The sequence below is a fragment of the Candidatus Megaera polyxenophila genome (genome assembly GCF_029982035.1).
Lineage (GTDB): Bacteria > Pseudomonadota > Alphaproteobacteria > Rickettsiales > Rickettsiaceae > Megaera > Megaera polyxenophila.
The window spans coordinates 218,305-244,459 of sequence record NZ_CP104166.1; the positions used below are offsets into that span (position 1 = coordinate 218,305).

Consider the following 26,155-nt stretch of genomic DNA (forward strand, 5'->3'; position numbering starts at 1 on the left):
TATGATGACAACACGTTTTGGTAAATTACAAGATATTATTGGCTCTAAAATTTTTCCTCTCATCCTTAATCTTCTTGAAGAAGACGCTGTTGCATTTATTGATAAACTAAATAAACTAGAAAAATTAGGCTATATAGAAGATGCAAACTGGTGGAGAGAATTGCGTGAAATAAGAAATAAAATAGCTCATTATTATCTTGATGATCACGATTTAATTTGCTCCCACATCTCTGTAGCTACTATTAAAGCAGCTGGATTAATAGAGTTTTGGCAAAAATTAAAAACCAAAATAGTAAGGTTATAAACAATTTTATACCAAATCATCCCAGGCTTTGTTTTTTTCTGTAAAACAAATAGGTTCTGGTAAAATTATAGAAGAAATTGCTTACTCTAAAAATAACTTATGGCTTTATCAAAACAAACAGGTAAAAAAATTGGCATTTTTGGTCTGGGGCTTACTGGTACTTCAGTATATAGAAGCCTAATGACCATTGTTAAAGAACTTATATGTTATGATGACTCCAAAGTAAATATCGAAAAATTTATCAAAGAGTTTAGCAGCTCTCATGTACTGTCAATAAATAATGAAAAATGGAAAACACTTAATAAAATTGTTATAAGCCCAGGCATCCCACGTTCTCACCAGATTTTTCAAATAGCATCAGAAAATAAAATTCCTGTTACTTCTGATATTGAACTTTTTATAGAAGAGAATCCCAATTCCGAATTTATTTTTATTACTGGCACTAACGGCAAAAGTACTGTTACCGCACTTACCGGACATATCCTACACAAGGCAGGGTTAGATTATCACGTTGGCGGCAATATTGGTAAAGCTGTAATGTCACTACCTTATCATAGAAAAGGTTATGTTTTTGAGCTATCTTCATTCCAGATTGAGCTTTTAACCAGAATAGATGCTAAAATATCTGTAATTACCAATATAACGCCAGACCATCTAGACCGCTATAAAAACGTAGAAGATTATGCGCGCGTAAAGGAAAAAATTTTCACCCCTAATTCCTTGAAAATTATTGGGGTAAATAGCCTTATCACACGAAACATTTATCGCAAATTCAAAAAAGTTTATAATCCAAAAATAATTCCTATATCTAATAGCAAGCAAATTGAAGGAGGAATATTTTGCGATAATAATTATTTATATGATAATATAGAAAGTAATAAAGTTAGCCTCCCACTTCCCTCTTTGCCACATTTACAAGGGTTTCACAATAAGGAAAATATTGCTATTGCTTACGCAATATGCAAGTCACTTTCAGTTCCCACCTCTGTTATTATCAAAGCTTTAGAGAGCTTTAAAGGACTTGAGCATAGAATGCAATACATTGGTAGTTATAAAAATATAAATTTTTATAATGATAGTAAAGCAACTAATATTTCTTCCGCCCTAGCCTCTCTGTCTGCTTTTAATAATATTATTTGGTTTGCAGGGGGAAAATTTAAAGAAGAGAGTTTCGATGAATTAAAACCAGTCCTAAAAAATATTAAAAAAGCTTATTTTTTTGGTGAAAGCAAAAATTTATTTGCTGAATTTTTATATCTGGTTTCCTCCCAAAAACCTGGATATGAACTATGCGAAAACCTAGAAGAAGCATTCAATAAAGCTATGGAATATTCTATAAAAACATCAGAGAAACTAAACTTCTTACTAGCACCCGCCTGCGCATCTTACGATCAGTTTAAAAATTTCGAAGAACGAGGCACATTATTTGTAAAATTAGTGCAAGATGTTAAAAATAAGCTTTAAACTTAACCTTAACCTTTCTCTGGTCAAGATTATTAATATTACTAAAACTAGCGATTTTAGTAGGTGTAAACTACCATACAATTTTCCTTAGAAGAAAGAAGTAAGGTATAAAACTATCTGCTTAAAAAAGCCGACTTTCTCGATTGACTCTTTGGCAACAAGAGCTACTTCGTGCTTTTCATTATCAATAGTGATAATCATTTTCCCTACCACATCACCTGCCCTTAAAGGAGCAGGAAGAGAAGATGGAATATCCTTTTTTATGTCCACATTATTTTTCTGTTCGGAACGTACGGAAAGCCCGAAAACATCATCTGCTACTTCTAATTGGACTTTATCTTTCACTCCAAGCCATACAGGAACTTCGTCTATGATATCACCTTTAGAGTAAAATTTCTTATTAACAAAATTTTGTTTTACCCAGTAAACTACCTTGGCAGATTCCTCCGCCCTTTCTTTCATCGAACTAAGCCCATTAATGACCATTATATAACGCCTATCCTTGTCGATAAAAGAGGCAACTATCCCATATCCTCCCTCATCCGTATAACCAGTCTTAATACCATCACACCCCAGATCTTTATATAGCAAAGGATTACGATTTCCCTGAGTAATAGGATTACCTTTTTGATCTTTACCAAAAGTAAAATTTTTCTCACTATATATAGGGTAAAATTCAGGATGCGATTTTATTAACCACGCACCAAGAAGAGCTAAATCGTAAGCGGTGCTATAATGATTTTCTGCAGGCCAGCCATTAGAATTAGCAAAATGAGTATTTTTCATACCTATTTCTTGTGCTGTAGAATTCATCACATCTACAAAATCTTCCTCACTTCCATGTAACCCTTCAGCTGCTACCACGCAAGCATCATTACCAGATTGGATTATAATCCCGCGCAAAATGTCCTCAAGCTTTACTTGCTCACCAAGTGGCATAAATGATTTTGATCCACCAATCCTCCAGGCTTTCTCACTTACTAAAAACGTAGAATCTAAAGATACTTCTCCTTTTTTAAGCTTTTCCTCAATGATATAAGAAGTCATTATTTTCGTCATGGAAGAAGGAGCCATTTGCTCATGTGCATTTTTCTCCAGCAAAATCTTGCCATCAGAATAATCCATAACTATTGCCTGCCTTGCTTTAAGTGCCATAGCTGTAGAACCAGGATAACGAATAATGTCTATATCTTCTACTAGTTTTTCTTCTTTTATATCCTGTGGCTTTTTAACGTTCTGGTTTTTCTGGGCTGCAAAAACAGAATGAGATGATAGAATAAAGGTAAAACCTAAGCATAACAGGTAAATGCTTCTTAAAATGACTCTCATGAAAATTATTACTTCCTTCTTATAATGACTTTGCGGGATAGTATAGCAACTAGTATTTAAGATATCAATATCAACTGTGGTGTAATTATCCACAGGCTCAGAAAATTTGTAATTTAATAATAAAAGATAAAAGCTAATACACAATACAAAGCTAGCTTAAAACTTATAATATTTCTAGCTCGTACTTACCCTTAGCTGTTCTTATTATTTAAAGGCAAGGTAAAGGCAAAAGTTGTGCCCTTATCAGGATTTTGCTTAGCCCATATCTGACCATTATGCGCTTTGATAACTTTTTTGCATAAAGCAAGCCCTATACCTCTCCCACCCGCAGGAGTTTTAGTCTTTGAACTAACTACAAAAGCACCAAAAACATCGGATAGTTCTTCTTTAGGTATTCCCATCCCCTCATCTTTTACGCTGAATTCCACCTCTTCTCCTTGGTTTTTATAAAGCTTAATAGTTATTTGCCCTGAAGGACAATATTGGATAGCGTTAATTATAATGTTATCAATAGTGCGGGCGATATAATTTTCATCACACACAACATTTAACTTCTCTTCTATCTCTAAATCGAAATTTAAGTTATCTCTATTTTTTTCGTCTACATACAATTTTTGACAGATTTCTAATCTTTTAAGGACTAACTCACTTAGATTTACCTCAAGCTTATTTAATTTATAGTACAAACTTTCAAGTTTTGACAAATCAATTAAGTTATTTACTAAACTAGTTAGTCTTTCAGAACTTTTGGCAATATCGCTTGTTGCATTACGCCTTTGTTCTTCATTAAATTTATCGTAGTTATCCCATAAAACCTGCCCGAGACTAGTAATACCAGTAATCGGTGTACGTGTTTCATGCTCCAAGTTTCGTAAAAACTCATTTTTAAGTTCTTGTAATTTAATTAATTCCTTCTTTTGGTCATCAGCTTTATGTTCTAAATAATCGGATTTTTCTTCAATTAAATTATATTGCTCTTGTTTTGGTTTAAAAAATACCAAAAGTATACTACTTAGAAATAATAAGAGGTACACTACCTGGAACTCCAAAGAAACAAATTTGCTGGGTTCAATACTAACAAGATCATATAACCGCGTGATAAAAGCAGTTAACCATATTCCGCAGGCTATAAGAACCAACGCCCACTGCCATCTTACCAGAATTGATATCATGATTAAATTGATCATAAAGATCATAACCTGTAACTGCGCAAATTTGCTAATTATAACTAGCATAAATGCGGCACAAACTAACACATAAAACAACATTAAGTTCCACAAAATCGCTATACAGCTCCTTTTTTGTAAAGGAATCGGCCAGATAGGGTAGCTAATCAATATAGTAGAAGAAAATAAAACGCTAGTTATAATTATATTCAATAGAGAATGATATAGAATTTGGGCTTCATGAGGAATTGTGTGCATAGTAACATATGTAGAAATTATGCAGAATAACCCTAGATACATATATGTGGCTTCGCTAGTTGGCGTATTAGCCTTAAAAACTTTTAGTAAACTAAATGTTTTAACTTCAGAAATGAATTCACGGATTTTTCTTGCTCTTCTATGCCGCAGCAACTCCACTACACTTCTATCTTTAATACCAACCCAGCCCCCTTTTTGCTTCAATAAATAATGACTAGAAAGCAGTACAGCTAAATTAGATATCATTGCAGGAACTAAGGAATCCAAATTAAAAAACGGCTTAAAAAAAATATAATCCCACAATACTACAGTTAAAAAACCTGCAAACATACCGAGCAGTACAGATTTTCCAGTGCTTCTGAAGCCTAAGAGAGCCATAATAAATGGTACTGTTACTACTGGCATGTAAAAACTGCTAGTGCCTATTAACATTTGCATTAGACTACCTTCACGGAATGCCAGAACTATGGAAAATATTCCTATTAAAGCGGAAAATAACCGTGATTCTATTAATTTATTACCTAATATTTTTACATTTAGTGGTCCGAGTATATCATGTACTACCAAAACCGAAGTAGAATTAATGTAAGAGTCCGCTGTAGACATGACCATCGCCATTACACTCACTAATATCAATATCTTTAATTCTGGATAAGCATTGTTAAACACTAAGTATTTTACTATATCATTACTAGCAAGATTCGGCTGCTTTACATATATTAAAATACTTATCCAGCATATACTGACAGTAATAAATGTACAGGTAATTGCTGCTATGACAAAGGATCTCCGAACCTGGAATACATCTTTTGCCATAGCAATCCGTTGAAAAATAGGAGGCCCAAATCCCGGTATTGCTACATAGAAAAAAAGAACTAAATAATAGAATGCTTTAGGCTGAGAAAAATCAAATACTTCCCCTAAATCAAACAACTTATTAGTCGTCAAAACAGCTTGTATACTTTCTAAACTGTTTAAAGAACTCAGTATAAAAAAACCAACAATAGGTATTATCGTACCAAAAGTAAAAAATTGTATGACATCAGTTAAAGTAACCGATTTAATACCTCCTAAAGAAGAATATAATGTTATTATAAAACCAGCGATGATTAAACCATATTTACTTGATATCCCTAAATATTCAAAAACTGTACCAGCAACCTTAAACTGAACCGCAACCATTCCTGATGCTGCGATTATTCCTGATATCGCAGTAACTACCCTAACATTTGTACCAAACAAACTGCCCATTGCTTCTGCTATAGATAAAGTACCTAAAAATTCACCTAAACGAGGAGCAAAAAATATACCTATAGATAACAGTGCTAATAAGCTTCCTATAACCCCAGCCCACATCATGTACATGCCGTTATTATAATTCTCGACAATATCTCCGAAAAAAAACTCCCCTGTAACCCAAGTTGCTACTAGAGTGGCAACTATTGTAGCTGTGCTAAAATTTCTGTCTCCCACAGCATACTCTTTTATTGTTGTTACACCTTTACTAAAATATAACCCCATTACTAAATTAATGACTAAAAAAGTACTAAAAATAATGATTTCTAAATTTTGATTCATGTGATTTATGCTATCTATAATAATTGACCTTATGATAACCAAGACACAGGTATACAGGACACTTGTATTAGTTTTTGTATCATTTAGCTAAAAATTGCTTCAATTAAATTATTAATTGAAAAAAATAGATTTGCAAAGAATAAATCTATACTGTTAGATAAAATTTTACAAAAATTTAAACCGCATATTTATATAACGTTCTTGAATCATAGAAGGTATAGTCGTTTTCAGACTAACTTAGAAATGCTAACAAGAAGAATTAATTTCTTAAGTGAAATTAATTCTAATTATTACTTTATAAATAAATAAGTTTATTGAACGGAAGAAAGAGGACTAACTATCATAATTACTTGCTTACCTTCCATTTTTGGCTCAGAATCGATTTTTGCGACCGATTCGAGATTAGCAATTATTTTTTCAAATAACTCTTCTCCTTTTTCTCGGTGCATTATTTCACGACCCTTAAACCATAAGGAAATTTTTACTTTATCTCCCTCTTCTAGAAACTCACGAATTTTCCTAAGTTTAATATCTAGATCTCCTTGTCCGATATTAACTTTAAATTTCATTTCCTTCAGAGCAGTTTTTTTCTGCTTTTTCTTAGCTTCTTGTAATTTTTTCTTTGCATTATATTTATAGCGACTAAAATCAAGAATTTTGCAAACCGGTGGCTCAGCATTAGGGGAAATTTCAACTAAATCCAGACTAGCATCTTTTGCTTGCCTAAGAGCCTCATCAAGCGAAACAACGCCTATCATTTCTCCATCTTTACCAACCAGCCTTACTTCTTGGGCTGTAATTTCCTTGTTAACGTTTGGAAATTTGCTTTTTTTAAAGGTCGTTATAAAAATTCTCCATTTTAAAATTACTTACAAATTAATGCTTAAATTAATAAGCAAAAATGTTAACCTAAATATTTTTTGTTCTCGGTAGCAATCATCCCAATTACTTCATCTACCAAAAAAGTTTTTTGTTCTTCAGATGAACCGAGTTTTCTAATAGTCATAGTCCCATCTAGTTGCTCTTTCTTTCCAACTACGGCAATTAACGGAACTTTCTGATTAGAAAAATTTCGTATCTTATAATTAACTTTTTCCCTTGAAATGTCAAGCTCAGATCTAATTCCAGCATCAATAAATCTTTTATTTAACCCAATAATGTGGTTATCAAGCTCATTAGTAATTCCAATAATTGCTATCTGGACTGGGGCAAGCCATAAAGGAAACCGGCCAGCATACTGCTCAATTAAAATTCCCATAAACCTTTCAAATGTCCCAATAATTGCTCTATGCAGCATTACTGGCCTTTTCTTTTCTCCGCTAGGGGCAATATATTCAGCATCAAGCCTTTCTGGCAGTACAAAATCTACCTGCAGAGTACCACATTGCCATTCCCTCCCAACCGCATCAGTTAAAACGAACTCTAGTTTAGGACCGTAGAATGCACCTTCACCAGGATTCATTTCATATTCAAATCCAGCTTCTTTTATAGCTATCTTTAAAGATGATTCTGCTTTATCCCATATGTCATCACTACCAGCCCTTACTTCAGGGCGATCAGAAAACTTGACCTTAATTTCCTTAAATCCAAAATCGTTATAAATTTCCCTTAATAAGTTGCAGAAAAGTACGGTTTCACTATTAATCTGTTCTTCCGTGCAGAAGATATGAGCATCATCCTGAACGAAATTACGCACTCTAAGCAAACCATGTAATCCCCCGGTAGACTCATTTCTATGGCAACAACCGAATTCGGCCATACGTAATGGCAAGTCGCGATAGCTTTTGATGCCTTGTTTGAAAATTTGTATATGGCCAGGACAACTCATTGGTTTAAGAGCATGAATTTTATCATCCCCTTCAACGATAAACATACTCTCTCTGAATTTTTCCCAGTGCCCTGAAGCTTCCCATAGTTTTTTATCAAGTACCATAGGAGTTTTTACCTCAGCATAATGGTGTTTTTCCAGCTTCCTTCTAATATACGCTTCAATCGTACGATAAATACTATACCCTTTAGGATGCCAGAAAACCATTCCTTGAGCCTCTTCCTGTAAGTGGAACAAGCCTAGTTCCTTACCGATTTTTCGATGATCCCTTCTTTCTGCTTCCTCAAGCATATGAAGATAGTTATCAAGCTGTTCTTTAGTTGCCCAGGCAGTACCATAAATACGTTGCAGCATTTCGTTTTTACTATCGCCTCGCCAGTAAGCTCCTGCTACTTTCATTAGCTTGAAATGTTTGATTTTACCGGTAGAAGGACAGTGAGGGCCTTTACAAAGGTCAACAAAATTACCCTGACGGTAAAGAGTAATCTTTTCTCCTTCCGGAATCGATGAGATAATCTCTGCTTTATAATGCTCTCCCATCTTTTTGAACATTTCGATTGCTTCGTTTCTATCTATTTCCTGGCGAATAAATTTATTATCCTCCTTTACTATTTCCTGCATCCTAGCTTCAATTTTTGCTAAATCATCAGTAGTAAAAGGCGTAGATTTAGCAAAATCATAATAGAAACCATCTTTAATGGCAGGACCAATAGTAACCTGTAAATCGGGAAATAAATCCTTAGCAGCTTCAGCAATTATGTGAGCCGCATCATGTCTAATAATTTCAAGTACTTCAGGATCTTTTGACGTTAAAATCCTAATAGAGCTATCATTTTCAATCGGAAAAGACATATCTGCTAAAGAACCATTAATCTCAACTACCATGGCATCTTTAGCAAGAGATTTCGATATGCTTGAAGCTATTTCAGCACCTGTTACCCCTTTGTTAAATTGTTTTGTGAATCCGTCTGGAAAAGTAATATTTATCATAATATGTTTATACGTTTTAACTTGATATATTTAGCGGTTTTTGTACTATCTTGTCAAATAGATAATCCAAAAATGGCAAATGGTTAATTTACCTAGCTGGCCTCCTGTAGCCATCTGGCAAAAAGAAAAAAGAGAAGATTTAAAACTTGCAAAAACTTTGCTGGATGCCTTAGGGTCACCTCATAAAAAATTACCCCCTACTATACATGTAGCAGGTACAAACGGCAAAGGGTCTACCGTTGCTATATTAAAAAGCATATTTGAAGCAGCCGGTTATAAGGTTCATTCCTATACTTCCCCTCATTTACTTGAGTTTAATGAGCGAATTAATTTAGCTGGAAAAAATATTTCTGACTATCATTTGTTTGAATTATTAGAACTGGTTAAAATTAAAGCTGAAGAATTAAATCGTGAACCTGGCTTTTTTGAAGGAACTACGATCGCCGCTTTTTTAGCTTTTGCTTCTACGCCAGCTGATCTACTGATCCTAGAAACAGGGATGGGGGGCAGGCTTGATTGTACAAATGTAATTGAAAATCCCATTTTAACTATCATTACGCCAATTTCCTTTGATCACATGGAGCATCTTGGGAATTCTTTGACAAAAATAGCAAGCGAAAAAGCCGGAATTATAAAAAAAGGCGTTCCCTGTGTTATCGGCCCGCAAACTGATGAAGTATATAAAATTTTATTTGATAAATGTAATGGATTAAACAGTTCAGCATTTGCATATGAATACGATTATATAATAGAAGAAAAGGATGATGATTTAATTTACCATTCTAAAAAATATTCATTAGTTATTCCCCGTCCATTATTTCTTCTTGGCAAACATCAATATTTAAACGTTAGTAGCGCAATTGCAGGTATCACGTTGATAAATGACAGATTGATGATTTCAGGTAAAAATATTGCCACGGGTATCGCCGAGGCTAAATGGCCAGGCAGGATAGAAAAAATTGATGCTGAAAAATACTCACATTTAGCAAGTAGAAACGTTCAGATATATCTCGATGGAGCACATAATGAAGCAGGAGCTAAGGTTTTAGCGTCGTGGATAAAAGAACAGTTTAATGAACCGGTGTATTTAATAATCGGTATGACCAGAAACAGGGAAGTAGAAAAATTTTGCCAACACTTCCATGACCTTGTTATAGAGGGGAGAGCTGTAAAAATTTTATCCGAACCGTCTAGTTATGTTCCTAATACCATTGTCCAAAAATCTCAAAAATATAACATCAATTTATGTTCTAGCGATTCCCTAAGCTCAGCTGTAAAAGAATTAGCGCGACTAAGCGCCCAGAAAGAATCTACTATCGTTATTACGGGATCTTTATTCTTGCTTAGTGATTTTTATAAGCTGCTTTAAAATATTTGTTGCTAAAAACCCACTTTATTTATTAACTTATAAATTAATTTATTTGATAGTTTTTAAAACTGCTATTTTAAGCTTGCGAGCAAAAAATCTCGCATATAGACTCAAATACGTATTTTAGTCCATTAACTTAAGAGGTGTGTATGAATCTTTCTGCTTTTCAAATTGAGCTTAACCGAGACCTGGTATGGCGTTTGTTTATGGTTTTATTTGCAATTAGCATCATTGTTGTATCCTGTGATGCTGCTTTTGCAAGTAATAACGACGTCGTTGGAGACACTTTATGCCGTTTAGTGTCTAACCTTTCAGGAGGTATAGCAAGAGGTATTGCAACAATAGCAATTTTTGCTGTTGGTGTTGGTCTTTTCCTAGGTAAGCTAAACTGGGGTATTGCAGCTGCTACTGCTGCCGGGGTCGGTATAATATTTAGTGCTCCTAAACTTGTAGCTTTCTTAAGTGGTAGTGATGCTAATTCTAATTGTCCAACTAGCACTTAAATTTTATATTATCGGAAGGGCAGATTACTTTGTTGAATCTGCCCATTAAGACCTTTCTTAGCTTTCACCTTAAGGAATTCTGTTAGACTAATTAATTTAATCAGCTATAAGAGTTTTGGAAGTTTGCCAAAATCAAGTTACAAATTAACAAAAAAAGTTATATGAAGATTTGCCGATTTCTACTTATTTTTTTTGCAAGTTTATATAACGTAAATTTTACTATCGCATCTGAAAATAAGGAAATAAGCAAGGAAGAGGAAATAAATTACCAACAACACTGCTCGAAGGATCTTGCATACCTTAGAAAAAATATAGAGGAAAACTCCGCTCCATTTAAAGATCAAGATGATTCTGCCTTTAGAAAATGGTTTGATAAAGGATACTTACATACCCAGGAGCTGGTAGATGGAGTTAAAGATCCTGATGATTGTTATTATGCGCTAAAATTTTATATCAATGGATTTGGTAACCCTTATATGAGTATAAGAAGTTACATACAGTCTCCCCCTGAAAAATACCCAGGATTCTTGACAGCGAAGTATGGCAATGATCATGTAGTTATATATAAGGATTCCTTAATTTCTTCTTTGAATAAAATTAATGTTGGCAATAAAATTACACATATAAATGACATAAAAATAGAGGATTATTTTGAAAAATATATTATGCCGTTTTATGCCAATGACGATTCTGAATTCTCCCAAAGAGTAGCTAGTATTTTTAGTTTTATAATTAATGGAAATCGCTACGTTCCAATTCCTCTAACTGCAACTTTTATTAATGATAAAGCTGAGCAAAAAATATCACTCAAATATACAGAATTGTCAGAAGAAGCTTTGAACGTTAGTAAAAATATCAGACAGCCAGAGCCTGATCAGCACTTTAAAATTGAAATGGTTTCAAATGGTGTGTGGATCACTATCCCTAGTTTTTATTTAAGTAGGGAAGAAACAATTTCTTACACAGGTATGCTTTCGAAATTAAAAGAACTTGCCAAAGAAGACTGGATATTGTTTGATTTAAGGAATAATAGAGGGGGGGGATCCGTTTGGGCAAGGCCTATTATTCGCAATTTATGGGGAGATGATTATATTAAACATTTAGGTAAAAATCATGAATATAATAGCACTTGGGTAAAAAAAATTAGAGTCAGTAAGCAAAACTTTTTTGATTTCAAAAAAACGGCAAATGCTGCTGAAATAAAGAAATTTGCCGCTGCTTTAGAACATGGAGATGACTTTTTTGAAAAAAAATGGTCAATTTATAACGAAGATCTTAATTTGTACTCGAATCAGGATAGCTCCCCCTTTAAAGCTAGAATATTCGTTTTTACCGACCATTTCTGTCGTAGTACCTGTTGGTCATTTGTTAATCAAATTCTGCAGATTCCTGGAGTAACACATATAGGCGTTCCAACAGTTATTCAAAATAACAGTTCTTATGCTAAGAGTGTAAGGTCACCTAGTGATAATTTTGACTTTTTCTACCCTACTGAAATTAGAATATACCCAAATAAAAATGCAGGCCAGGCTCTAATTCCTTCAAAAATATTCAATGGAAATATCAGAAATGAATCAGAGGTCGTAGATTGGGTGCTGTCCATTACTGAAAAAAACCCTTCACTATAGTGATTTTAGAAATTTTATCGGGAATCCATATTTAAAGACTGAGCTTTAATGCATTACCTAAATTGGTATAAAATAGATTTATATTACAGGTAAACTACAAATTTATATAACACTACTTCTCCTAAGACTCCTACTAAGTTCAATTATTAACTAAATATAAGCTTAAAAGGTTAGTTAGATTGGTCGGGGCAGAGAGATTCGAACTCCCGACCCTCTGGTCCCAAACCAGATGCGCTACCAGACTGCGCTATGCCCCGGAAATAAATATAAAGTCTAATAACACCTGTATAACCTACTAAGGCTTTTAAAGCAATAAGATTTTGTGAATTTTCTAGAAAATATTCAAGTTCTAAATATTCTTACCTTATGCTATAATTATCGCCGTCAGTAATGAGATAATAAAATGAGTATCTTTCATGCTAGTATTCTTACTTTATTCCCCGAAATGTTTCCGGGATCTTTAAACTACTCACTAGCCGGTAAGGCTCTTAGAAGTAACATTTGGTCATACGATATCATTAATATTAGAGATTTTGGTCTAACAAAGCATAAAAACGTTGACGCTGAGGCTTATGGTGGAGGTAACGGTCTCATAATGAGACCAGATGTTATTGGTCCTGCCCTAGATCAAGCGTTATCAAAAAATCCGGAAATTACTATTTACTACCCTTCTCCACGAGGAAAATTATTTAATCAAGATTTTGCGCATAAAATTAGCAAAAAAAAAGAAATAATTATTTTATGTGGAAGATTTGAAGGGATTGACGAAAGAATAATTGAAGAGTATAATGCGGAGCAGATTAGTATAGGTGACTACATCTTGTCCGGAGGTGAGGTTGCGGCTAATGTAATTCTGGATAGTGTTATAAGATTATTACCTGGGGTGCTTACAAACCAGGATACTCTTAGAGAGGAATCATTTGAAAGAAAAGACAATGGCAAAAAAATACTTGAACACCCTCTTTATACTAAACCATCAATCTGGCGAAGTAGAAAGATACCAGAAGTTTTATTGTCAGGTAATCATCAGGAGATTGAAAAATGGAAACACAATCAATCAGTTGAAGTTACAAAAAAATTAAGACCGGATTTACTAAAGTGAATACCCCATGTTCTCATATTAGTCATAAAAGTTAAGTGACTAAGGTTTTAGAACCACATGGTAACTATAAATTATGGAATAAAAAATGGAAAATTTAATTGAGCAATACGAAGCCAAGCAAATTACAAATTTGCTCCAAAACAAAACAATACCAGACTTTAGAGCAGGAGACACGGTTTCAGTAAGTGTTAGGGTTATAGACGGAACAACTGAAAGACTTCAAGTTTACGAAGGAGTGGTAATAGCTAAAAGAAACAGAGGTATTGCTTCTTCTTTTGTTGTTCGTAAAGTAAGCCACGGAGAGGGAGTAGAAAGAAAATTTATGATATATTCTCCGGTTGTTAATAAAATCGAGGTTGTAAAGCGAGGTGTGGTAAGACGCGCTAAACTCTTTTACTTAAGAGGTCTAAGTGGTAAAGCAGGCCGTATTAAAGAAAAAATATCCTACACTAAGAAAAAATAAGGGGCTTTTTGATTCAATTGCGAAATCCTATCATAATTATGTAAGTTCTAGAATTCAACATTAGGAACTAGGGTTTTGGTATTTTAAAATACAACAAGTCAACTCGCATTAAATTTGAGTAAAAAACATTCAAACAAAAATAAGCCTAAGCTAATATAAAACCAGTTTAATAAAAATCTAGCGTCCGTGATAGTAGTCGCCAAAAATTTTCAAGAGGCGACATAACTATTACGGATACTGAGGTTTAACCATAGCGTCCTTTCCCACATTAAAGAAAATCTTTTTATAGTTAATACTTTACATAACTAAAAATGTAACTAGAAATTAACGCACTTAAAAAATATAAAAATTATTTGTACAGGTGATTAATTTTTAGTTGAATATTTTTTAATATAAGTGTCAAATTGAATAATTAATTAATAAAACTAAAATTTTTTAATTTTATGCAAAGATCAAAGCAAGAAAAACTTGGTAGCGAACAAAAAAAAGCCGTAGGATTATTGTCAATAGGCACTTTTTTGGAGTATTTTGACTTAATGCTTTATATCCACATGGCTGTGTTGCTTAATGAATTATTTTTCCCTAAAACTGATCCTTTTACCGCATCCTTACTTTCTGCCTTTGCTTTTTGCTCCTCTTATATATTAAGACCATTTGGAGCTTTAATCTTTGGTTTTATTGGTGATTTCATAGGCAGAAAATCTGTTATAGTTATTACGACTATAATAATGGCAATAACCTGTACGACAATTGCCGTCTTACCAACATATGCACAAATAGGAATTACCGCCTCTTGGATTATTACAATATGCCGTATGGTACAAGGAATGGCCGCAAGTGCCGAATCTAGGGGAGCAGAAATTTATATTACAGAAAGCATAAAACCACCTCTGCAATATCCTTTAGTAGCAATAATTACCGTTTTTTCGGCAGTGGGCACAAGTTTTGCTCTTGGTATAAGCTCCATTTTTACTAACGTCAATATTTTTGGTACAGAAAACCAGTACTGGAGAGTAGCATTTTTTCTGGGTGCAATAATAGGGTTAGTTGGAGGAGTTGCGAGAACCAGTTTAAGAGAAGCATCAGAATTTGCTAACAAAAAGAAAATGCTGAAAATGAAATTTGCTGATAATAAAGTAGAGTGGGATAAAAATTATTTCAAAGATACTTTTGATAATGAAAAAACTTTTTTAACCTCTTTAGCCTATTTCATAATATGCTGCGCCCGTCCTCCTTGTTTCTATTTCATATACATTTATTGCTCAGACGTTCTTAAACATGACTTCGGCCTATCGGCTGGTGCAATTATTTCACATAATTTTTGGGTATCAATAGTAGATATGTGCGGTTTATTATTTTTAGCTTATATAAGTAGTAGAATATACCCCCTTAAAATACTTAAGGCTAAACTTTTTCTATTTTTTACCTGTATTATCTTCTTTCCTGCAGCTATGTACACTTATCCTAGTGAACTGACAGTTTTTGTGTTTCAGTGTTTAGCTTCTCTTTTTGTATTTGATGACGTGCCAGCAAGTCCCGTATTCTATAAACATTTCCCCATCATAAAAAGGTTCACTTATACTAGCTTATTGAGCTCATTTGCTAAATTAATGACCTATGCCATTACTTCATTTGGCCTGGTATATTCAACTAAGTATTTTGGATATTATGGGATATTTTTAATCTTAATCCCTGTAGGGGTTGTGTATTATTTTGCCGTTAAGTATTTCGAGGGATTGGAAAAGGTAAAATAGATTCTTCATGAAAAACGGTTTTCTTTTTTTTTATATTGCTTAAAGAGATTACCCCTAGCTCAATGTTTAACTCTACACATTGTTTATAAAGGAAGTCACTAACCTCATGTAAAGATAATTCTTCTGCAAAAATTAAAAAGTTTTTTATAGTCTCGGTTACTTGTTCCTTTTGTTTTTCCGGAGATAAATAATTTACTGTGCTTATATTATGAATCCTGTCAACTATTTTTATTAAAACCACTTCCTTATCATTTTGAAACCAAGCATTCCGTAATACTTGCTCTACACTAAGTTTACTTCCATCAGACCTATCACGAGTTAATCTATCAACCATTTCAGCAATTCTAGAACCAAAGGCTTCCGCAAGCATACTCTCTGTGGCTTCTGTATCTTCTAATATATCATGTAAAATACTGGTAACTATTACTTCCGTTTTTAAATTATAATCAGAAACAATATAAGCTACTTCTAGCGGATGGGTGTAAAAAGGTTCTCCACTTTTTCTAAACTGACCGGTATGATATTCTTTAGCAAAATAAATAGCTTTATTGATTAATTCAAAATCTAGAAAATTTTGAATATCTAAAGATTTAAGTTTTTCTATTAATCTAATAGTGTGAAGGCAAGATTCCGAATAGTCCACAATTGAAAATTATTTAGTTATATAACTTTATAGTAACACATTACGAACTGCATTGTAAATGTAAATGGGGTAAGCCGACTTGAATCTACTTCTATCCTTAGATTTATTGGTAAAAAGGCATTAATAAAATAATACTACTTTACTATCCGGTAATCTAAAATATTTAGCTAATCTTACTGTAATTTTATCTCATTGTGCTTCAGGAAATTTGGATAATAGTAGTGGTCAGCTATGACAAATCCTTCCTTAAATAATAAAAAGAGCTATCACCAGCATAACCATCTCGCTTTAATTCAATTTGAAAACCAAGTTTTTGGTAAAATTCTGGAGCTTGAAAATTCATAGTTTCTACAAATGCAAAACTGCACCCTTGTTCTTTGCCATAGCGCAGGACATGTTCGATCAAGATTCTCCCTATACCTTGCCTCCTGTATCCCTTTCTGGTTATAAGATATTTTATGTGGAGATTTCCCCAAAATAACTGACAAACACATACTCCGATATTTATTCCATTATCATTTATTTCAAATGCAATAGGTCCATTGCTTAAACCATCAAAACCCATAGTAGAAATTGCATGGTCAGCAAAATCCTTATAAATCGAATCTTTAAGTTCCGAAGTTAAGGCGCCTATAGTAATTTTGTACGTCATAACATTTTAACAAGGGTTATATATTTTTCAGAAAACGATAAAAATAATTTGCTAAAAATTTTTAGCCTACTCTAGCCTGTAATGACTATAATTTAGCCTTTTATAATTTTTTATATTTTAAAATTAACCTCAGAAACCGATATCTTAAATCCGAGTAACTTTGGTATAAGTGTTAAGCGATAATCTAGTTAATCACTCCAAAAATAGTTTTTTAGCAGTTGATTTAGAATTTGTTTTCGTTTTTTCAGAATTATTTGGGGTTGAATCGGTTTGATGGTTAAAGGTCGTTTTTAAATAATCATCGATTTCTTCATTAAGCCTGTCAATCTTCTCTCTAAAAAAATGATCCGCCCCTGCTATCATACGATAGTCTACTTTGATATATTTTTGCTTTGATAATTTCTGTGCTAGTTCGTGTACTAATTCTTCCGAGACTACGCTATCTAAATCTCCTTGCATTATCAATCCTGGTACTGGACAAGGGGAGAGAAATGAAAAATCATATTTATTAACTGGCGGAGAAACTGTTAGAAAATGAGTAATTTCAGGCCTTCTCATAATTAATTGCATAGCAATCCAAGCTCCAAAAGAAAATCCGGCAATAAGACTTCCACTCGCCATAGGGTTATTTAATTGAAGCCAATCAAGGGCCGTTGCTGCATCAGTCATCTCACCGATCCCCTCATCAAACTTACCGACCGATCTTCCTACACCACGAAAGTTAACCCTAAGAACAGTAAAATTGTTATCAGCAAGAGTCTTGTACATACTGTAAACAACTTTGTTATTCATTGTACCGCCATATAACGGATGTGGGTGAAGTACAAGTGCTACCGGTGCTCTTGGATCAGGTGATTCTGTATATCTTCCTTCTATCCGTCCGGCTGGTCCATTAAAAAAAACTTCAGGCATTATCTAGATATATAATATTTATTTTTGCATAGGAGTCTATTATGTTTTTTTATAAAATACAATAGACTTGTTATGTTAAGCTCAGTAAAAATTACATGAAAATTTCTGATATATTTATGTTTTAAGCACAACCGAGACAGAATAAAACTAGACTAAAAAAGAATTTTAGTTATTATAACTAGGGTTAATATTAATATTTAAAAATTAATTATACATCTACTTAAAATGATATTGAGAAACTTATTAACGCTAACAATAATGGCCTTGATACTTGCTGTTAACTGTGCCTTTGCCGGTGAAGAGGGATACGCTGCTATTATTAAGAAACAGTCAGCTCAAATAAAATCATTACAAAGCCGCCTTGACCATCTGGAACAAACTGTTGCTGCTATGCAAGTAAAACAGCCAAATTCAGAACCTAAACCTAACTTAGATAAGCAAATAACTCAGTCACAAGAGGCGCATTCACCGCTAGCTCAAGGCAAAAAAATTGCTTCTAAAGAAAATAAGACTACTGAAATTCAGTCTGAATATGACCTTGCCCTTGCGTCTTTAAAAGATGGTAATTTTAGCGAAGCAGAAGAGAAATTTGCGAATTTCATTCAAAATCACAAAGATCATAAACTTCGGGAAAATGCAGTTTTTTGGTATGCTGAAAGCTTTTACCGGCAAGGCAATTTCAACCAAGCAGCTATCCATTACCTTAAAGGTTATAAAGAATACACAACGGGTTCTAAAGCTAGTGATTCTTTGCTAAAACTATCACTTTCTCTGGGGAAACTGAAAAAACAAAAAGAGGCTTGCGTTATTCTTGATAAGCTAGAGACAGAATTCCCTAAAAGATCTGCGGATTCTTTAAAAAGAGCTGCTGAAGCAAGAGCGAATTTTAATTGTAAAAAATAATAACGGTTAGCTAACAATGTCTGATATCTTAGAAGAAATATTAAATGACGAAAAAGACGCAAAAAGGCTTAAGCTTTTTAGAAAACTTTTTCCTGCTATCATAACGTTAACAATCATTGTTGCTCTTGGAATAGCAGGGTATAACTGGTTTTTACAAGCAAAGGCTACACATAATCAGGAAATAGGAGATTCGTTTGTTCAATTAATTTCTGATGAATCCAAGGATACCAAATTACTTAATGACTTACTTAAAAAAATCGAAATTAACAATAAAAGTAAATTATCTGAGTTAGCATCAATAAAGCTAGTTAGCGAACAAACAAAACTAACTAATGTATCAGATTCTATGGGGCTTCTTAGCAAGATAATTAACAATAATGATTACTCTGAAATAACTAAAGCTTATGCCAGGATTTTATATATTAGCTTAGTTCTTGATATCGAGAATTTAAATAGTGAGCAGGAAAATAAAACCAGGGAATATTTACAATATTTTACTAAGGATTCTCAGATTTTTTACGCAACAGCTACTCTATTAAAATCCTTATTTCACTTAAAAAATAACCAATTAGACTTAGCCAAGCAGTATGCAATTGAAACTCTGAAGCTCCCACGAGCTTCAGCAATCATAAAAGAACAAGCAAAAGCTGTCATTTCAGGAATTTCTATCAAGACATAAAATTAATAAATCTATATTAGGTACATATTATGAATAAACTCTTTGCATTTTTGTTAATTCCTTTTTATTTAACAAGCTGCGATAACATAGGTAGTACAAAAGTAAAAAATCTTGTTGACTTAACACCAAAACTTGAAGTAGAAGCAGCAACACCGCCTTTATTTTCCACTGGTAAAAATAACCCTTTTAAAGAAAAAAAACCTCATTCTTACACGATTTCCAAGAAAGCAATTATCGCAGAACCAGTAGTTGCTAAAGGTATAATGTATAGTATCGATAAGCAGGGGTATGTTAGTGCATTCTCTTTGAAAGAAAAAAAGCTATTATGGAGTAAAAATATAGCTGGAAACGAAGTAGATAGATATTTTTACTCCGGAGGCATATTATTTAGTGATAATAAATTATACGTAACTTATGGATCGCGTAATTTAGTTGTTTTAGATGTAGAAAGCGGTAATGAACTTATCCGTAAAGAGTTTCCTGATATAATTAGGACCAAACCAGTTATGGCAGACGATAAGTTATTACTGGTACAAACAATTAGTAATCAAGTAATAGCTTACAATACAAAAAGCTCCAAATTAATGTGGATGCATGAAGGCGGAATAGAAATTATTTCTTCAAGAAACCATATTCATCCTGTGCTTTATAATGGTTATGCCTTGGTCAGTTATAGTTCCGGGGAAGTAGTATATCTCAATGCTAGTAATGGTTCTGAATTATGGCGTTATAGCCTATCTTCTTCTGAAGAGTTAGGATTGCCAAATTTTGAACCATCAGTCATAATAACAAAACCTATTATAAGCGGTAATTTTGCTTATTTTGCTAGCAGCAACAGAAAAATAATAAAACTTGATTTGAAAGAAGGCAAAGAGGTCTGGATAAAAACTGCTGATGATATACAATCGATGACTTTACATGATAATAGCCTAATAGTCACAAATAATGCCCGACAAATTGCCTTGTTATCGACAACAGATGGTAAAGTGAGCTGGACTGGAGACCTTATTTCTCCAAAAGAACGTATGTCTAAAAAACCTAAAACAGTAACTTTCCTAGATCCTTTTGTTGTTAAAGATGGAAATAGCTATGCGATAAATGTTATAGCTTCCAACGGTGAACTATATCAATTTACCACGAATGATTCAGGTCGATTATCTGAACAAGCTGTTATTTCTGCTATTGATAAAAATATAAGATACTATTGGATATCATGCTGCAGTGGAAACATACACTTAATTTCAGATACAAAGGTAAAATTTTAACTTCTGCAGCCTGCTAATAATCCTACCGCAACGTCTTAGTAAAAACAAAGAACTTACGTGTTGTAATTGGATTGTTAATTAAGCAGCTAGGGGTTTATCTACTGAGAACCAATTATAAATTGGTTCTCACAGTGTAACATCAATGCCCATGTACCGGTTTTTTAGCTATTTTAGCTAATTGTGAAGTATTGAACTGGACAGTGCTTGCATGAAGCATCGGTGGTATATCTTTGACATAATCTAGTAGTTTAGCACTTGCTCTGTGTATATTACCTTGTTCAATAGTATTTTTAGCTTTAGGAGCAGAATGATTCATACCATCAGTATAAGCATCAAGGTAATGCGATTTATTTAAGGTTGGCACATCGGAAGGTCGGTCAAGCCTAGTTGATGAAGTCGCTTGCGCGACCAAATCAACTATTCTATCTCTTCCACTTGCAACTTCGTGCTTTAGCATTTTTGCAACTTCCTCAGGTTTCCTATTTTTTAATATTTTATCTATTTCTTTTATTGCATCTTCCTTTGATGCAGAAACGGAAATTTGCACCTTGGACATTGCTTCTACTAGCGGTACTTGGGACGGGCCTTCTACTTTTGGTTTTACTTGCGCCGTTACCTCAGTCCCACTGGCTATTTGTTCTTTTGGAGATAAATTAATTCCCATACCCTGATTTTTGGCAACTTCCGTCATCATTTCATTATAGGCTTTCTTCGTCACCGGCAAAGTGTATACTTCTCCATTTCGCTCAATATAACCAATTGCATTATCTTCTTTACCCATAAATTTAATAGGTTGGGGAGAGGTAACCTCCATTAGGCCTATCGGCAACATAGCTGCTAAAAAGGCCTATAAGAAATTATGCGAACAATATTTTGTAGTGGTTGATTTATCTGGGGTTCAGGCTTTTGTGATTCCCATTTTTTAATATATTAACAACATTTAATGATAATTTGCCGCCGAAAAGTGGCGGGAATCGCTTTATTATTCGTATAATTAGTGCGTATAATGCATTTTATACGTACCTTAATAAAGAAACTATTTGTATTATACGAATCAAACATATACGCTAAGGCTATACCCTATTATTCGTATAATATAAACTAACCATGTTAGATAAATTATTAAATAATTTTAAAGATAAGATGATTGCTGAAGATATTAGCGATAACACCATAAAAAATTACCTTTCGGATATAAAAAATTTTTACAAGTGGTACCGAGAAATAGATTTTTCAGAAAATATCGAAAAAGTAACCCATTACCACTTAAATGCCTACAAAGATTATTTAATTCATAATCAACGAAAGAAAGCCTCCTCAATTAATAGAAATATTCAGAGTTTAAGAAATTTCTTTCAATTCATGACCGGTCAGAAACGCATCAAGAAGAATCCGTCCGAAAAAATAAAATTCCTGAGGCAGATTAAAAGAACGCAACCTAAAGCATTAACCAAGCATGAGATTCACAAACTGTTATCGGTAACTTCCCATTCGTCGCATGGGACAAAACAGCGCAATTATGCTCTTACACAACTTTTGCTACAGACAGGGATTAGAGTCGGCGAGATAGTTAACCTGGAAATGAGAGACCTAACACTATACGATAGATCAGGAGAAATAAGGATTGTTAACGCCAAGGGAGGTAAAGAAAGAACAATACCTTTAAATAGTTCAGCGAGAAAAGCTTTGCGGAATTATTTTGAAGGGAAAAAATTAGAGGAAAGAAAGGTAGTATTTTTAAGCAAACAAAATAAAAAAATGACTGTCAGAGCTGTGCAAAAGGTAATTAATAGCTTAGCAGGCAAAGCGGGCATAGAAAATATGAGCCCACACACTTTAAGACATACTTTTGCCATTAATTACTTAAGGTCAAACCCAGAGTGTTTAGTAGAGTTGAGCGCTCTGCTTGGACATGAGTCGCTTGATACTACTTCTATTTATACAGCGGCTTCAAAAGAAAGATTAGCCAATACGGTAGAAAACGCGGGACAATATATCAATGAATGAAGAAAGATTATTGCTAGAATGGCTTTTATCCGGAGAAGATACAGGATTTGTTATTGAAAAATCAAGAGGCACCACAAATAGGCTTAAATATGCGGTACAAATTTGTCATTTAAGGAATAATGGTCGTTTCGTTGAAGATTGGTCGGAAATATCAATCATAGTTTTAAACCACCTGTCCAAACAACTTGAATTGGAGCTGGTGCATAATCAACTGGCATTCAATCATAAAAGTATTGAGGTTAGAATCAGAGGCGAAGTAAAACAGTATTTGGGTTTTAAAGAGTTTGATTTTAAGAATGATACCCTGATACTCAATTTTTTAGAACAGAACCCTTTGCTAATTAGTAACAAGAATGAAATAGCTAAAGAAGTTGAGAATTCTCTTATCAAAGCAAAAATACATTTACCGTGCAAAAACCAGTTAATGAGGCATGTATATAGTAAATACGACAAGACTCAGGTAAATATTTTAGAAACTTTCGCGACAAGCATTAATGCAGTACAGCACCTGTACTTAAAGAGAATATACGAGCGCAATATTCTTTTGCCTGGGATAAAGAAGCCTATTGGTGAGGTAAATATTAAAAACATTACTCTGAAAATTGAGGTAATAGAAGAATTGCTAAAATTGAATTTGGAATCTTTGCCCTGGAAATTAATCCATCCAAGCTATTCAGAGAAGCTGGCTCAAATAATTCACAAATATGATATCGCGGCGATAAGAAGGATTAAGCCAAGTACAAAACGGGATGTTATGATGGTTTGCTATTTACATGAAAGTACCAAATCCATTATAGATGCTATGGTAGGTAGCTATGACAAACTGATAGGAGAAATAGAAAGAAGAGTCAACCGAGATTACGAAATTGAGCTCAAACAACTTAGAAACAGGGCCAGAGATAGTAGTCAGAGGGCAATATCAACCCTGAAACTGTTAAGAGATCACAAGAACCGCTCGATTGTAACCTTAGAACAGTTTTGTGAGGAACTTACAGATACGAATAATAACCTCGATGATATTATTAGTGACTGTGAAAAGGTAGAGGACTTTGAGGTTTATGGGAAATCAGAGTTAGCCCAAAGAAGATATGGCTATTTAACCAAGTTTTTACAAAGGTTCTTTGATTTAAAATTTAAATCAGCTACAGGAAGTGAAGATCTGATGACAGGCTTAAATGCCTATAGGCATTATCACAAGGAACAAAAATTTACAAAAGAAATGCCTACAGGCTTTATAGAAAACCCGTGGAAGAAAGGACTATATAAAAAATCAGGCGAACTGAACAGAAAAGCATGGGAGATAGGGTTATGCTTCGCGGTAAAAAAGGGATTAAGAACAGGGAATTTATATTTACCACAGAGCAAATATTACAGGGATTTTTGGGATCCTCTTTATAGTACACGGCAATGGAAACAGGAAAAAGCGATCCATTACAAGGAAATGAATGTACCCCAGCGGGGAAGCGATATCATAGCGAGACTAAAACAAGAGTTTTCGGAACAGCTTTACATGGCTACCAAATCATTTGGTCATGGCAATTTTGCTGAGATAAGAACCAATAGATTGGTGATACATAGAGATGATCCATTGCCGGAATCTGCTAAGGTTAAGGAGCTCAAAGGCATATTGGATTCTTATATCGAACCAATCAGAATAGAAGATTTACTCTTCCACGTTCAAAAACAGACGGGCTACGGTAGAGCTTTTAAACCAATAGAGGGGAACAAAACCAGAGATGTGATACTACCGAATATTTTAAACGCAGCAATAACGGGTCACGCGACAAATTTGGGGTTATATGGAATTAGCAGGAACTGCAGGGGTATTAGCGGTGATAAGCTGAGTTATGTCTCCAACTACTATATTAACTCGGCCAATCTTAAAAATGCCAGTGATATTCTGATCGCAGCACAACAAAATTACTGGTTAACTAAAATAATTGGGCTAGGAGAGCGTAGTTCATCAGACGGAATGAGATTCCGCACAAGTCATAAGGGCTTATACTCCTCCATGCATCCAAGATATTTTGGTGCTCTTGATAGGGGCATAACGATATACACTCATATGTCTGACCAATGCAGTGTTTTTAATACAGAAATTTTATCATGCGCGGTTAGGGAAGCGGTTTATGTATTAGACGGATTACTGGATAACCAGAATATATCTCGGCCATTTGAACATTCTACGGATACAGCCGGTTTTACGGAGGTATTATTCGCGTTATGCTATTTATTAGGTATATCTTTTCAACCCCATTTTAAGGATCTAAAAGATCAGCAGTTATATTGTTTTGATAGAAAGGCTACAAGCTATCCTGAATTATTTAGTAAAGAAAAAATAGATGAAGCTTTGATATGTGAACAATGGGATGACATAATCAGATTGGTATGTTCGCTGAAAATGGGATTAGTTAAACCTCATATAATTGTAAAAAAATTGCATGCACAGGAAACCTTTACAAAACTGGCAAAAGCATTGGTACATCTAGGCAGAATAGTTAAAAGTACATACATACTCAGGTACCTGCATGATGAAAAATTACGCTATGCGGTAAGACAACAATTAAATCGTGGGGAATCCAGGCATGCACTCGCAAGGTATGTATTTTTTGCGGATCAGGGATCATTTAAGACAAATGATTACGAAGAAATGATGAACAAAGCCAGTTGTCTTAGTTTTGTGTCAAATGCAATGGTACTATGGAATACGGAGCAAATGCAAAAGGTATATGAAATGTTAAATCAGAAAGGTTTTAAAGTAGATGAAGAAGATATGGCAAGGGTTTTACCCCTATCAACAAAAAATACATTGGTGCATGGCCAATATTCTTTTTAGGAAAGTAGAAGTTTTTAATCTCTTTTGGGTATATTCCCCGCCGCTTGCGGCGTAAGATGTGGGGATGAGCAAATATATACACAAGAGTCACAATGTTACTGTTTTACTGTATCACCTGGTATTTCCAGCAAAATATCGCCGAGCGGTGTTTGATGTATCGGTTGATCAAGTGCTAAGGGAAGTATGTTTAGGGATAGAAAAGAGATATCAAATAAAATTTTTAGAAATAGGAACTGATGAAGACCATGTACATTTTTTAGTACAATCTGTACCGACTTATAGCGTAACAAAAATAGTAACGATAATTAAAAGTGTTACGGCTCGTCAAATATTCAGATTATGTCCACAGGTTAAGAAACAATTATGGGGCGGAGAATTTTGGACTGATGGATATTTCACAAGTACGGTAGGTAAGCATGGAAATGAGAATATGATAGGAAAATACGTAAAAAATCAAGGCAAGGAATATAAGAAACTGCATGACGACCATCAGTTAGCTTTTTTCTAAAATTCTAAAATACC

At 33.9% G+C, this 26,155-nt stretch carries 22 protein-coding genes and 1 tRNA gene; 14 read left to right on the forward strand and 9 right to left on the reverse strand.

Annotated elements, in window-relative coordinates; genetic code table 11:
* The first annotated feature begins 1 nt into the window (after position 1).
* Together N3Z16_RS01110 and murD are read left to right on the forward strand one after the other, a co-directional pair.
* Positions 2-304: a hypothetical protein gene (locus N3Z16_RS01110; RefSeq protein WP_282486419.1), complete on the forward strand. Its 303-nt coding sequence runs from the start codon at positions 2-4 to the stop codon at positions 302-304.
* A 99-nt stretch (positions 305-403) separates the two neighbouring features.
* Positions 404-1,768: a UDP-N-acetylmuramoyl-L-alanine--D-glutamate ligase gene (gene murD, locus N3Z16_RS01115; RefSeq protein WP_282486420.1), complete on the forward strand. Its 1,365-nt coding sequence runs from the start codon at positions 404-406 to the stop codon at positions 1,766-1,768.
* Positions 1,769-1,855: 87 nt separating this feature from the next.
* On the opposite strand, the gene N3Z16_RS01120 is transcribed toward murD, so the two are convergent.
* From N3Z16_RS01120 to thrS, 4 genes are all read right to left on the reverse strand, one after another.
* Positions 1,856-3,190, reverse strand: coding sequence for a D-alanyl-D-alanine carboxypeptidase family protein (locus N3Z16_RS01120; protein WP_282486421.1), 1,335 nt, complete (start codon positions 3,188-3,190; stop codon positions 1,856-1,858).
* A gap of 98 nt (positions 3,191-3,288) precedes the next feature.
* Positions 3,289-6,099 carry a sodium:solute symporter family transporter gene (locus N3Z16_RS01125; protein WP_282486422.1) on the reverse strand — a complete coding sequence of 937 codons (2,811 nt, stop codon included), beginning with the start codon at positions 6,097-6,099 and terminating at the stop codon, positions 3,289-3,291.
* A gap of 311 nt (positions 6,100-6,410) precedes the next feature.
* Complete coding sequence (infC, locus tag N3Z16_RS01130; protein WP_410519627.1) at positions 6,411-6,965, reverse strand: translation initiation factor IF-3; 555 nt, start codon at positions 6,963-6,965, stop codon at positions 6,411-6,413.
* Positions 6,966-7,003: 38 nt separating this feature from the next.
* Positions 7,004-8,917: a threonine--tRNA ligase gene (gene thrS / locus N3Z16_RS01135; RefSeq protein WP_282486423.1), complete on the reverse strand. Its 1,914-nt coding sequence runs from the start codon at positions 8,915-8,917 to the stop codon at positions 7,004-7,006.
* Between the two features lie 79 nt (positions 8,918-8,996).
* On the opposite strand from thrS, the gene N3Z16_RS01140 reads away from it, so the two are divergent.
* The 3 genes from N3Z16_RS01140 to N3Z16_RS01150 all read left to right on the forward strand — a co-directional run bounded on the left by N3Z16_RS01140 (position 8,997) and on the right by N3Z16_RS01150 (position 12,417).
* Positions 8,997-10,286 carry a bifunctional folylpolyglutamate synthase/dihydrofolate synthase gene (locus tag N3Z16_RS01140; protein ID WP_282486424.1) on the forward strand — a complete coding sequence of 430 codons (1,290 nt, stop codon included), beginning with the start codon at positions 8,997-8,999 and terminating at the stop codon, positions 10,284-10,286.
* Between the two features lie 149 nt (positions 10,287-10,435).
* Complete coding sequence (locus tag N3Z16_RS01145; protein ID WP_223939168.1) at positions 10,436-10,789, forward strand: TrbC/VirB2 family type IV secretion system protein; 354 nt, start codon at positions 10,436-10,438, stop codon at positions 10,787-10,789.
* A gap of 161 nt (positions 10,790-10,950) precedes the next feature.
* Positions 10,951-12,417: a S41 family peptidase gene (locus N3Z16_RS01150; RefSeq protein WP_282486425.1), complete on the forward strand. Its 1,467-nt coding sequence runs from the start codon at positions 10,951-10,953 to the stop codon at positions 12,415-12,417.
* Positions 12,418-12,597: 180 nt separating this feature from the next.
* Here the strand turns inward: N3Z16_RS01150 and N3Z16_RS01155 are convergent.
* Positions 12,598-12,674 (reverse strand) — tRNA-Pro (locus N3Z16_RS01155).
* Positions 12,675-12,820: 146 nt separating this feature from the next.
* On the opposite strand from N3Z16_RS01155, the gene trmD reads away from it, so the two are divergent.
* From trmD to N3Z16_RS01170, 3 genes are all read left to right on the forward strand, one after another.
* Positions 12,821-13,519, forward strand: a complete 699-nt coding sequence (gene trmD, locus N3Z16_RS01160) for a tRNA (guanosine(37)-N1)-methyltransferase TrmD (RefSeq protein ID WP_282486426.1) — start codon at positions 12,821-12,823, stop codon at positions 13,517-13,519.
* Between the two features lie 85 nt (positions 13,520-13,604).
* Complete coding sequence (rplS, locus tag N3Z16_RS01165; protein WP_223939165.1) at positions 13,605-13,982, forward strand: 50S ribosomal protein L19; 378 nt, start codon at positions 13,605-13,607, stop codon at positions 13,980-13,982.
* Positions 13,983-14,425: 443 nt separating this feature from the next.
* Positions 14,426-15,736: an MFS transporter gene (locus N3Z16_RS01170; protein WP_282486427.1), complete on the forward strand. Its 1,311-nt coding sequence runs from the start codon at positions 14,426-14,428 to the stop codon at positions 15,734-15,736.
* Here N3Z16_RS01170 and N3Z16_RS01175 read toward each other — a convergent pair.
* The 3 genes from N3Z16_RS01175 to N3Z16_RS01185 all read right to left on the reverse strand — a co-directional run bounded on the left by N3Z16_RS01175 (position 15,702) and on the right by N3Z16_RS01185 (position 17,943).
* On the reverse strand, positions 15,702-16,379 hold the full coding sequence (locus N3Z16_RS01175; protein ID WP_282486428.1) for an HD domain-containing protein: 678 nt from the start codon (positions 16,377-16,379) through the stop codon (positions 15,702-15,704). The two genes, N3Z16_RS01170 and N3Z16_RS01175, sit on opposite strands and share 35 nt — an antisense overlap.
* Positions 16,380-16,608: 229 nt before the next feature.
* Positions 16,609-17,031 (reverse strand): GNAT family N-acetyltransferase, encoded by a 423-nt coding sequence (locus N3Z16_RS01180; protein WP_223939162.1) that lies wholly within the window; start codon positions 17,029-17,031, stop codon positions 16,609-16,611.
* A gap of 192 nt (positions 17,032-17,223) precedes the next feature.
* A complete protein-coding gene (locus N3Z16_RS01185; protein ID WP_282486429.1) occupies positions 17,224-17,943 on the reverse strand; it encodes an alpha/beta hydrolase in 720 nt (239 codons plus the stop codon).
* A 231-nt stretch (positions 17,944-18,174) separates the two neighbouring features.
* Here N3Z16_RS01185 and ybgF point away from each other — a divergent pair, with 231 nt between their 5' ends.
* Genes ybgF through N3Z16_RS01200 form a run of 3 tightly spaced genes read left to right on the forward strand, consistent with a single transcriptional unit; the run spans position 18,175 to position 20,790 of the window.
* Entirely contained in the window at positions 18,175-18,846 is a 672-nt protein-coding gene (gene ybgF / locus N3Z16_RS01190) for a tol-pal system protein YbgF (RefSeq protein WP_282486430.1), read from the forward strand.
* Positions 18,847-18,862: 16 nt separating this feature from the next.
* Positions 18,863-19,525: a DUF2659 family protein gene (locus tag N3Z16_RS01195; protein ID WP_282486431.1), complete on the forward strand. Its 663-nt coding sequence runs from the start codon at positions 18,863-18,865 to the stop codon at positions 19,523-19,525.
* A 29-nt stretch (positions 19,526-19,554) separates the two neighbouring features.
* Positions 19,555-20,790 carry an outer membrane protein assembly factor BamB family protein gene (locus N3Z16_RS01200; RefSeq protein WP_282486432.1) on the forward strand — a complete coding sequence of 412 codons (1,236 nt, stop codon included), beginning with the start codon at positions 19,555-19,557 and terminating at the stop codon, positions 20,788-20,790.
* A gap of 139 nt (positions 20,791-20,929) precedes the next feature.
* Here the strand turns inward: N3Z16_RS01200 and N3Z16_RS01205 are convergent, their stop codons facing one another.
* Positions 20,930-21,622: a Sca4 family protein gene (locus N3Z16_RS01205; RefSeq protein WP_282486433.1), complete on the reverse strand. Its 693-nt coding sequence runs from the start codon at positions 21,620-21,622 to the stop codon at positions 20,930-20,932.
* A gap of 275 nt (positions 21,623-21,897) precedes the next feature.
* On the opposite strand from N3Z16_RS01205, the gene N3Z16_RS01210 reads away from it, so the two are divergent.
* The 3 genes from N3Z16_RS01210 (at position 21,898) to tnpA (ending at position 26,141) form a co-directional block, all read left to right on the forward strand.
* Positions 21,898-22,797, forward strand: coding sequence for a tyrosine-type recombinase/integrase (locus tag N3Z16_RS01210; RefSeq protein WP_282486434.1), 900 nt, complete (start codon positions 21,898-21,900; stop codon positions 22,795-22,797).
* Positions 22,790-25,633, forward strand: coding sequence for a Tn3 family transposase (locus N3Z16_RS01215; RefSeq protein ID WP_282486435.1), 2,844 nt, complete (start codon positions 22,790-22,792; stop codon positions 25,631-25,633). The genes N3Z16_RS01210 and N3Z16_RS01215 overlap by 8 nt, the downstream gene beginning before the upstream one ends.
* Before the next feature lie 64 nt (positions 25,634-25,697).
* The gene (tnpA, locus tag N3Z16_RS01220; protein WP_282485655.1) at positions 25,698-26,141 is read left to right on the forward strand and encodes an IS200/IS605 family transposase; all 444 of its coding nucleotides are present in this window, start codon (positions 25,698-25,700) and stop codon (positions 26,139-26,141) included.
* Positions 26,142-26,155 lie beyond the last annotated feature (14 nt).

Excerpts from the sequence above, each read along its gene's own strand:
- N3Z16_RS01200 (WP_282486432.1), top strand. The coding sequence starts at position 19,555 with ATGAATAAACTCTTTGCATTTTTGTTAATTCCTTTTTATTTAACAAGC.
- tnpA (WP_282485655.1), top strand. The coding sequence starts at position 25,698 with ATGAGCAAATATATACACAAGAGTCACAATGTTACTGTTTTACTGTAT.
- N3Z16_RS01215 (WP_282486435.1), top strand. The coding sequence starts at position 22,790 with ATGAATGAAGAAAGATTATTGCTAGAATGGCTTTTATCCGGAGAAGAT.
- N3Z16_RS01180 (WP_223939162.1), bottom strand. The coding sequence starts at position 17,031 with ATGACGTACAAAATTACTATAGGCGCCTTAACTTCGGAACTTAAAGAT.
- murD (WP_282486420.1), top strand. The coding sequence starts at position 404 with ATGGCTTTATCAAAACAAACAGGTAAAAAAATTGGCATTTTTGGTCTG.
- thrS (WP_282486423.1), bottom strand. The coding sequence starts at position 8,917 with ATGATAAATATTACTTTTCCAGACGGATTCACAAAACAATTTAACAAA.
- N3Z16_RS01145 (WP_223939168.1), top strand. The coding sequence starts at position 10,436 with ATGAATCTTTCTGCTTTTCAAATTGAGCTTAACCGAGACCTGGTATGG.
- rplS (WP_223939165.1), top strand. The coding sequence starts at position 13,605 with ATGGAAAATTTAATTGAGCAATACGAAGCCAAGCAAATTACAAATTTG.
- N3Z16_RS01185 (WP_282486429.1), bottom strand. The coding sequence starts at position 17,943 with ATGCCTGAAGTTTTTTTTAATGGACCAGCCGGACGGATAGAAGGAAGA.
- N3Z16_RS01125 (WP_282486422.1), bottom strand. The coding sequence starts at position 6,099 with ATGAATCAAAATTTAGAAATCATTATTTTTAGTACTTTTTTAGTCATT.
- N3Z16_RS01140 (WP_282486424.1), top strand. The coding sequence starts at position 8,997 with ATGGTTAATTTACCTAGCTGGCCTCCTGTAGCCATCTGGCAAAAAGAA.
- trmD (WP_282486426.1), top strand. The coding sequence starts at position 12,821 with ATGAGTATCTTTCATGCTAGTATTCTTACTTTATTCCCCGAAATGTTT.
- N3Z16_RS01195 (WP_282486431.1), top strand. The coding sequence starts at position 18,863 with ATGTCTGATATCTTAGAAGAAATATTAAATGACGAAAAAGACGCAAAA.
- N3Z16_RS01170 (WP_282486427.1), top strand. The coding sequence starts at position 14,426 with ATGCAAAGATCAAAGCAAGAAAAACTTGGTAGCGAACAAAAAAAAGCC.
- N3Z16_RS01110 (WP_282486419.1), top strand. The coding sequence starts at position 2 with ATGATGACAACACGTTTTGGTAAATTACAAGATATTATTGGCTCTAAA.
- N3Z16_RS01210 (WP_282486434.1), top strand. The coding sequence starts at position 21,898 with ATGTTAGATAAATTATTAAATAATTTTAAAGATAAGATGATTGCTGAA.
- N3Z16_RS01150 (WP_282486425.1), top strand. The coding sequence starts at position 10,951 with ATGAAGATTTGCCGATTTCTACTTATTTTTTTTGCAAGTTTATATAAC.
- N3Z16_RS01205 (WP_282486433.1), bottom strand. The coding sequence starts at position 21,622 with ATGTTGCCGATAGGCCTAATGGAGGTTACCTCTCCCCAACCTATTAAA.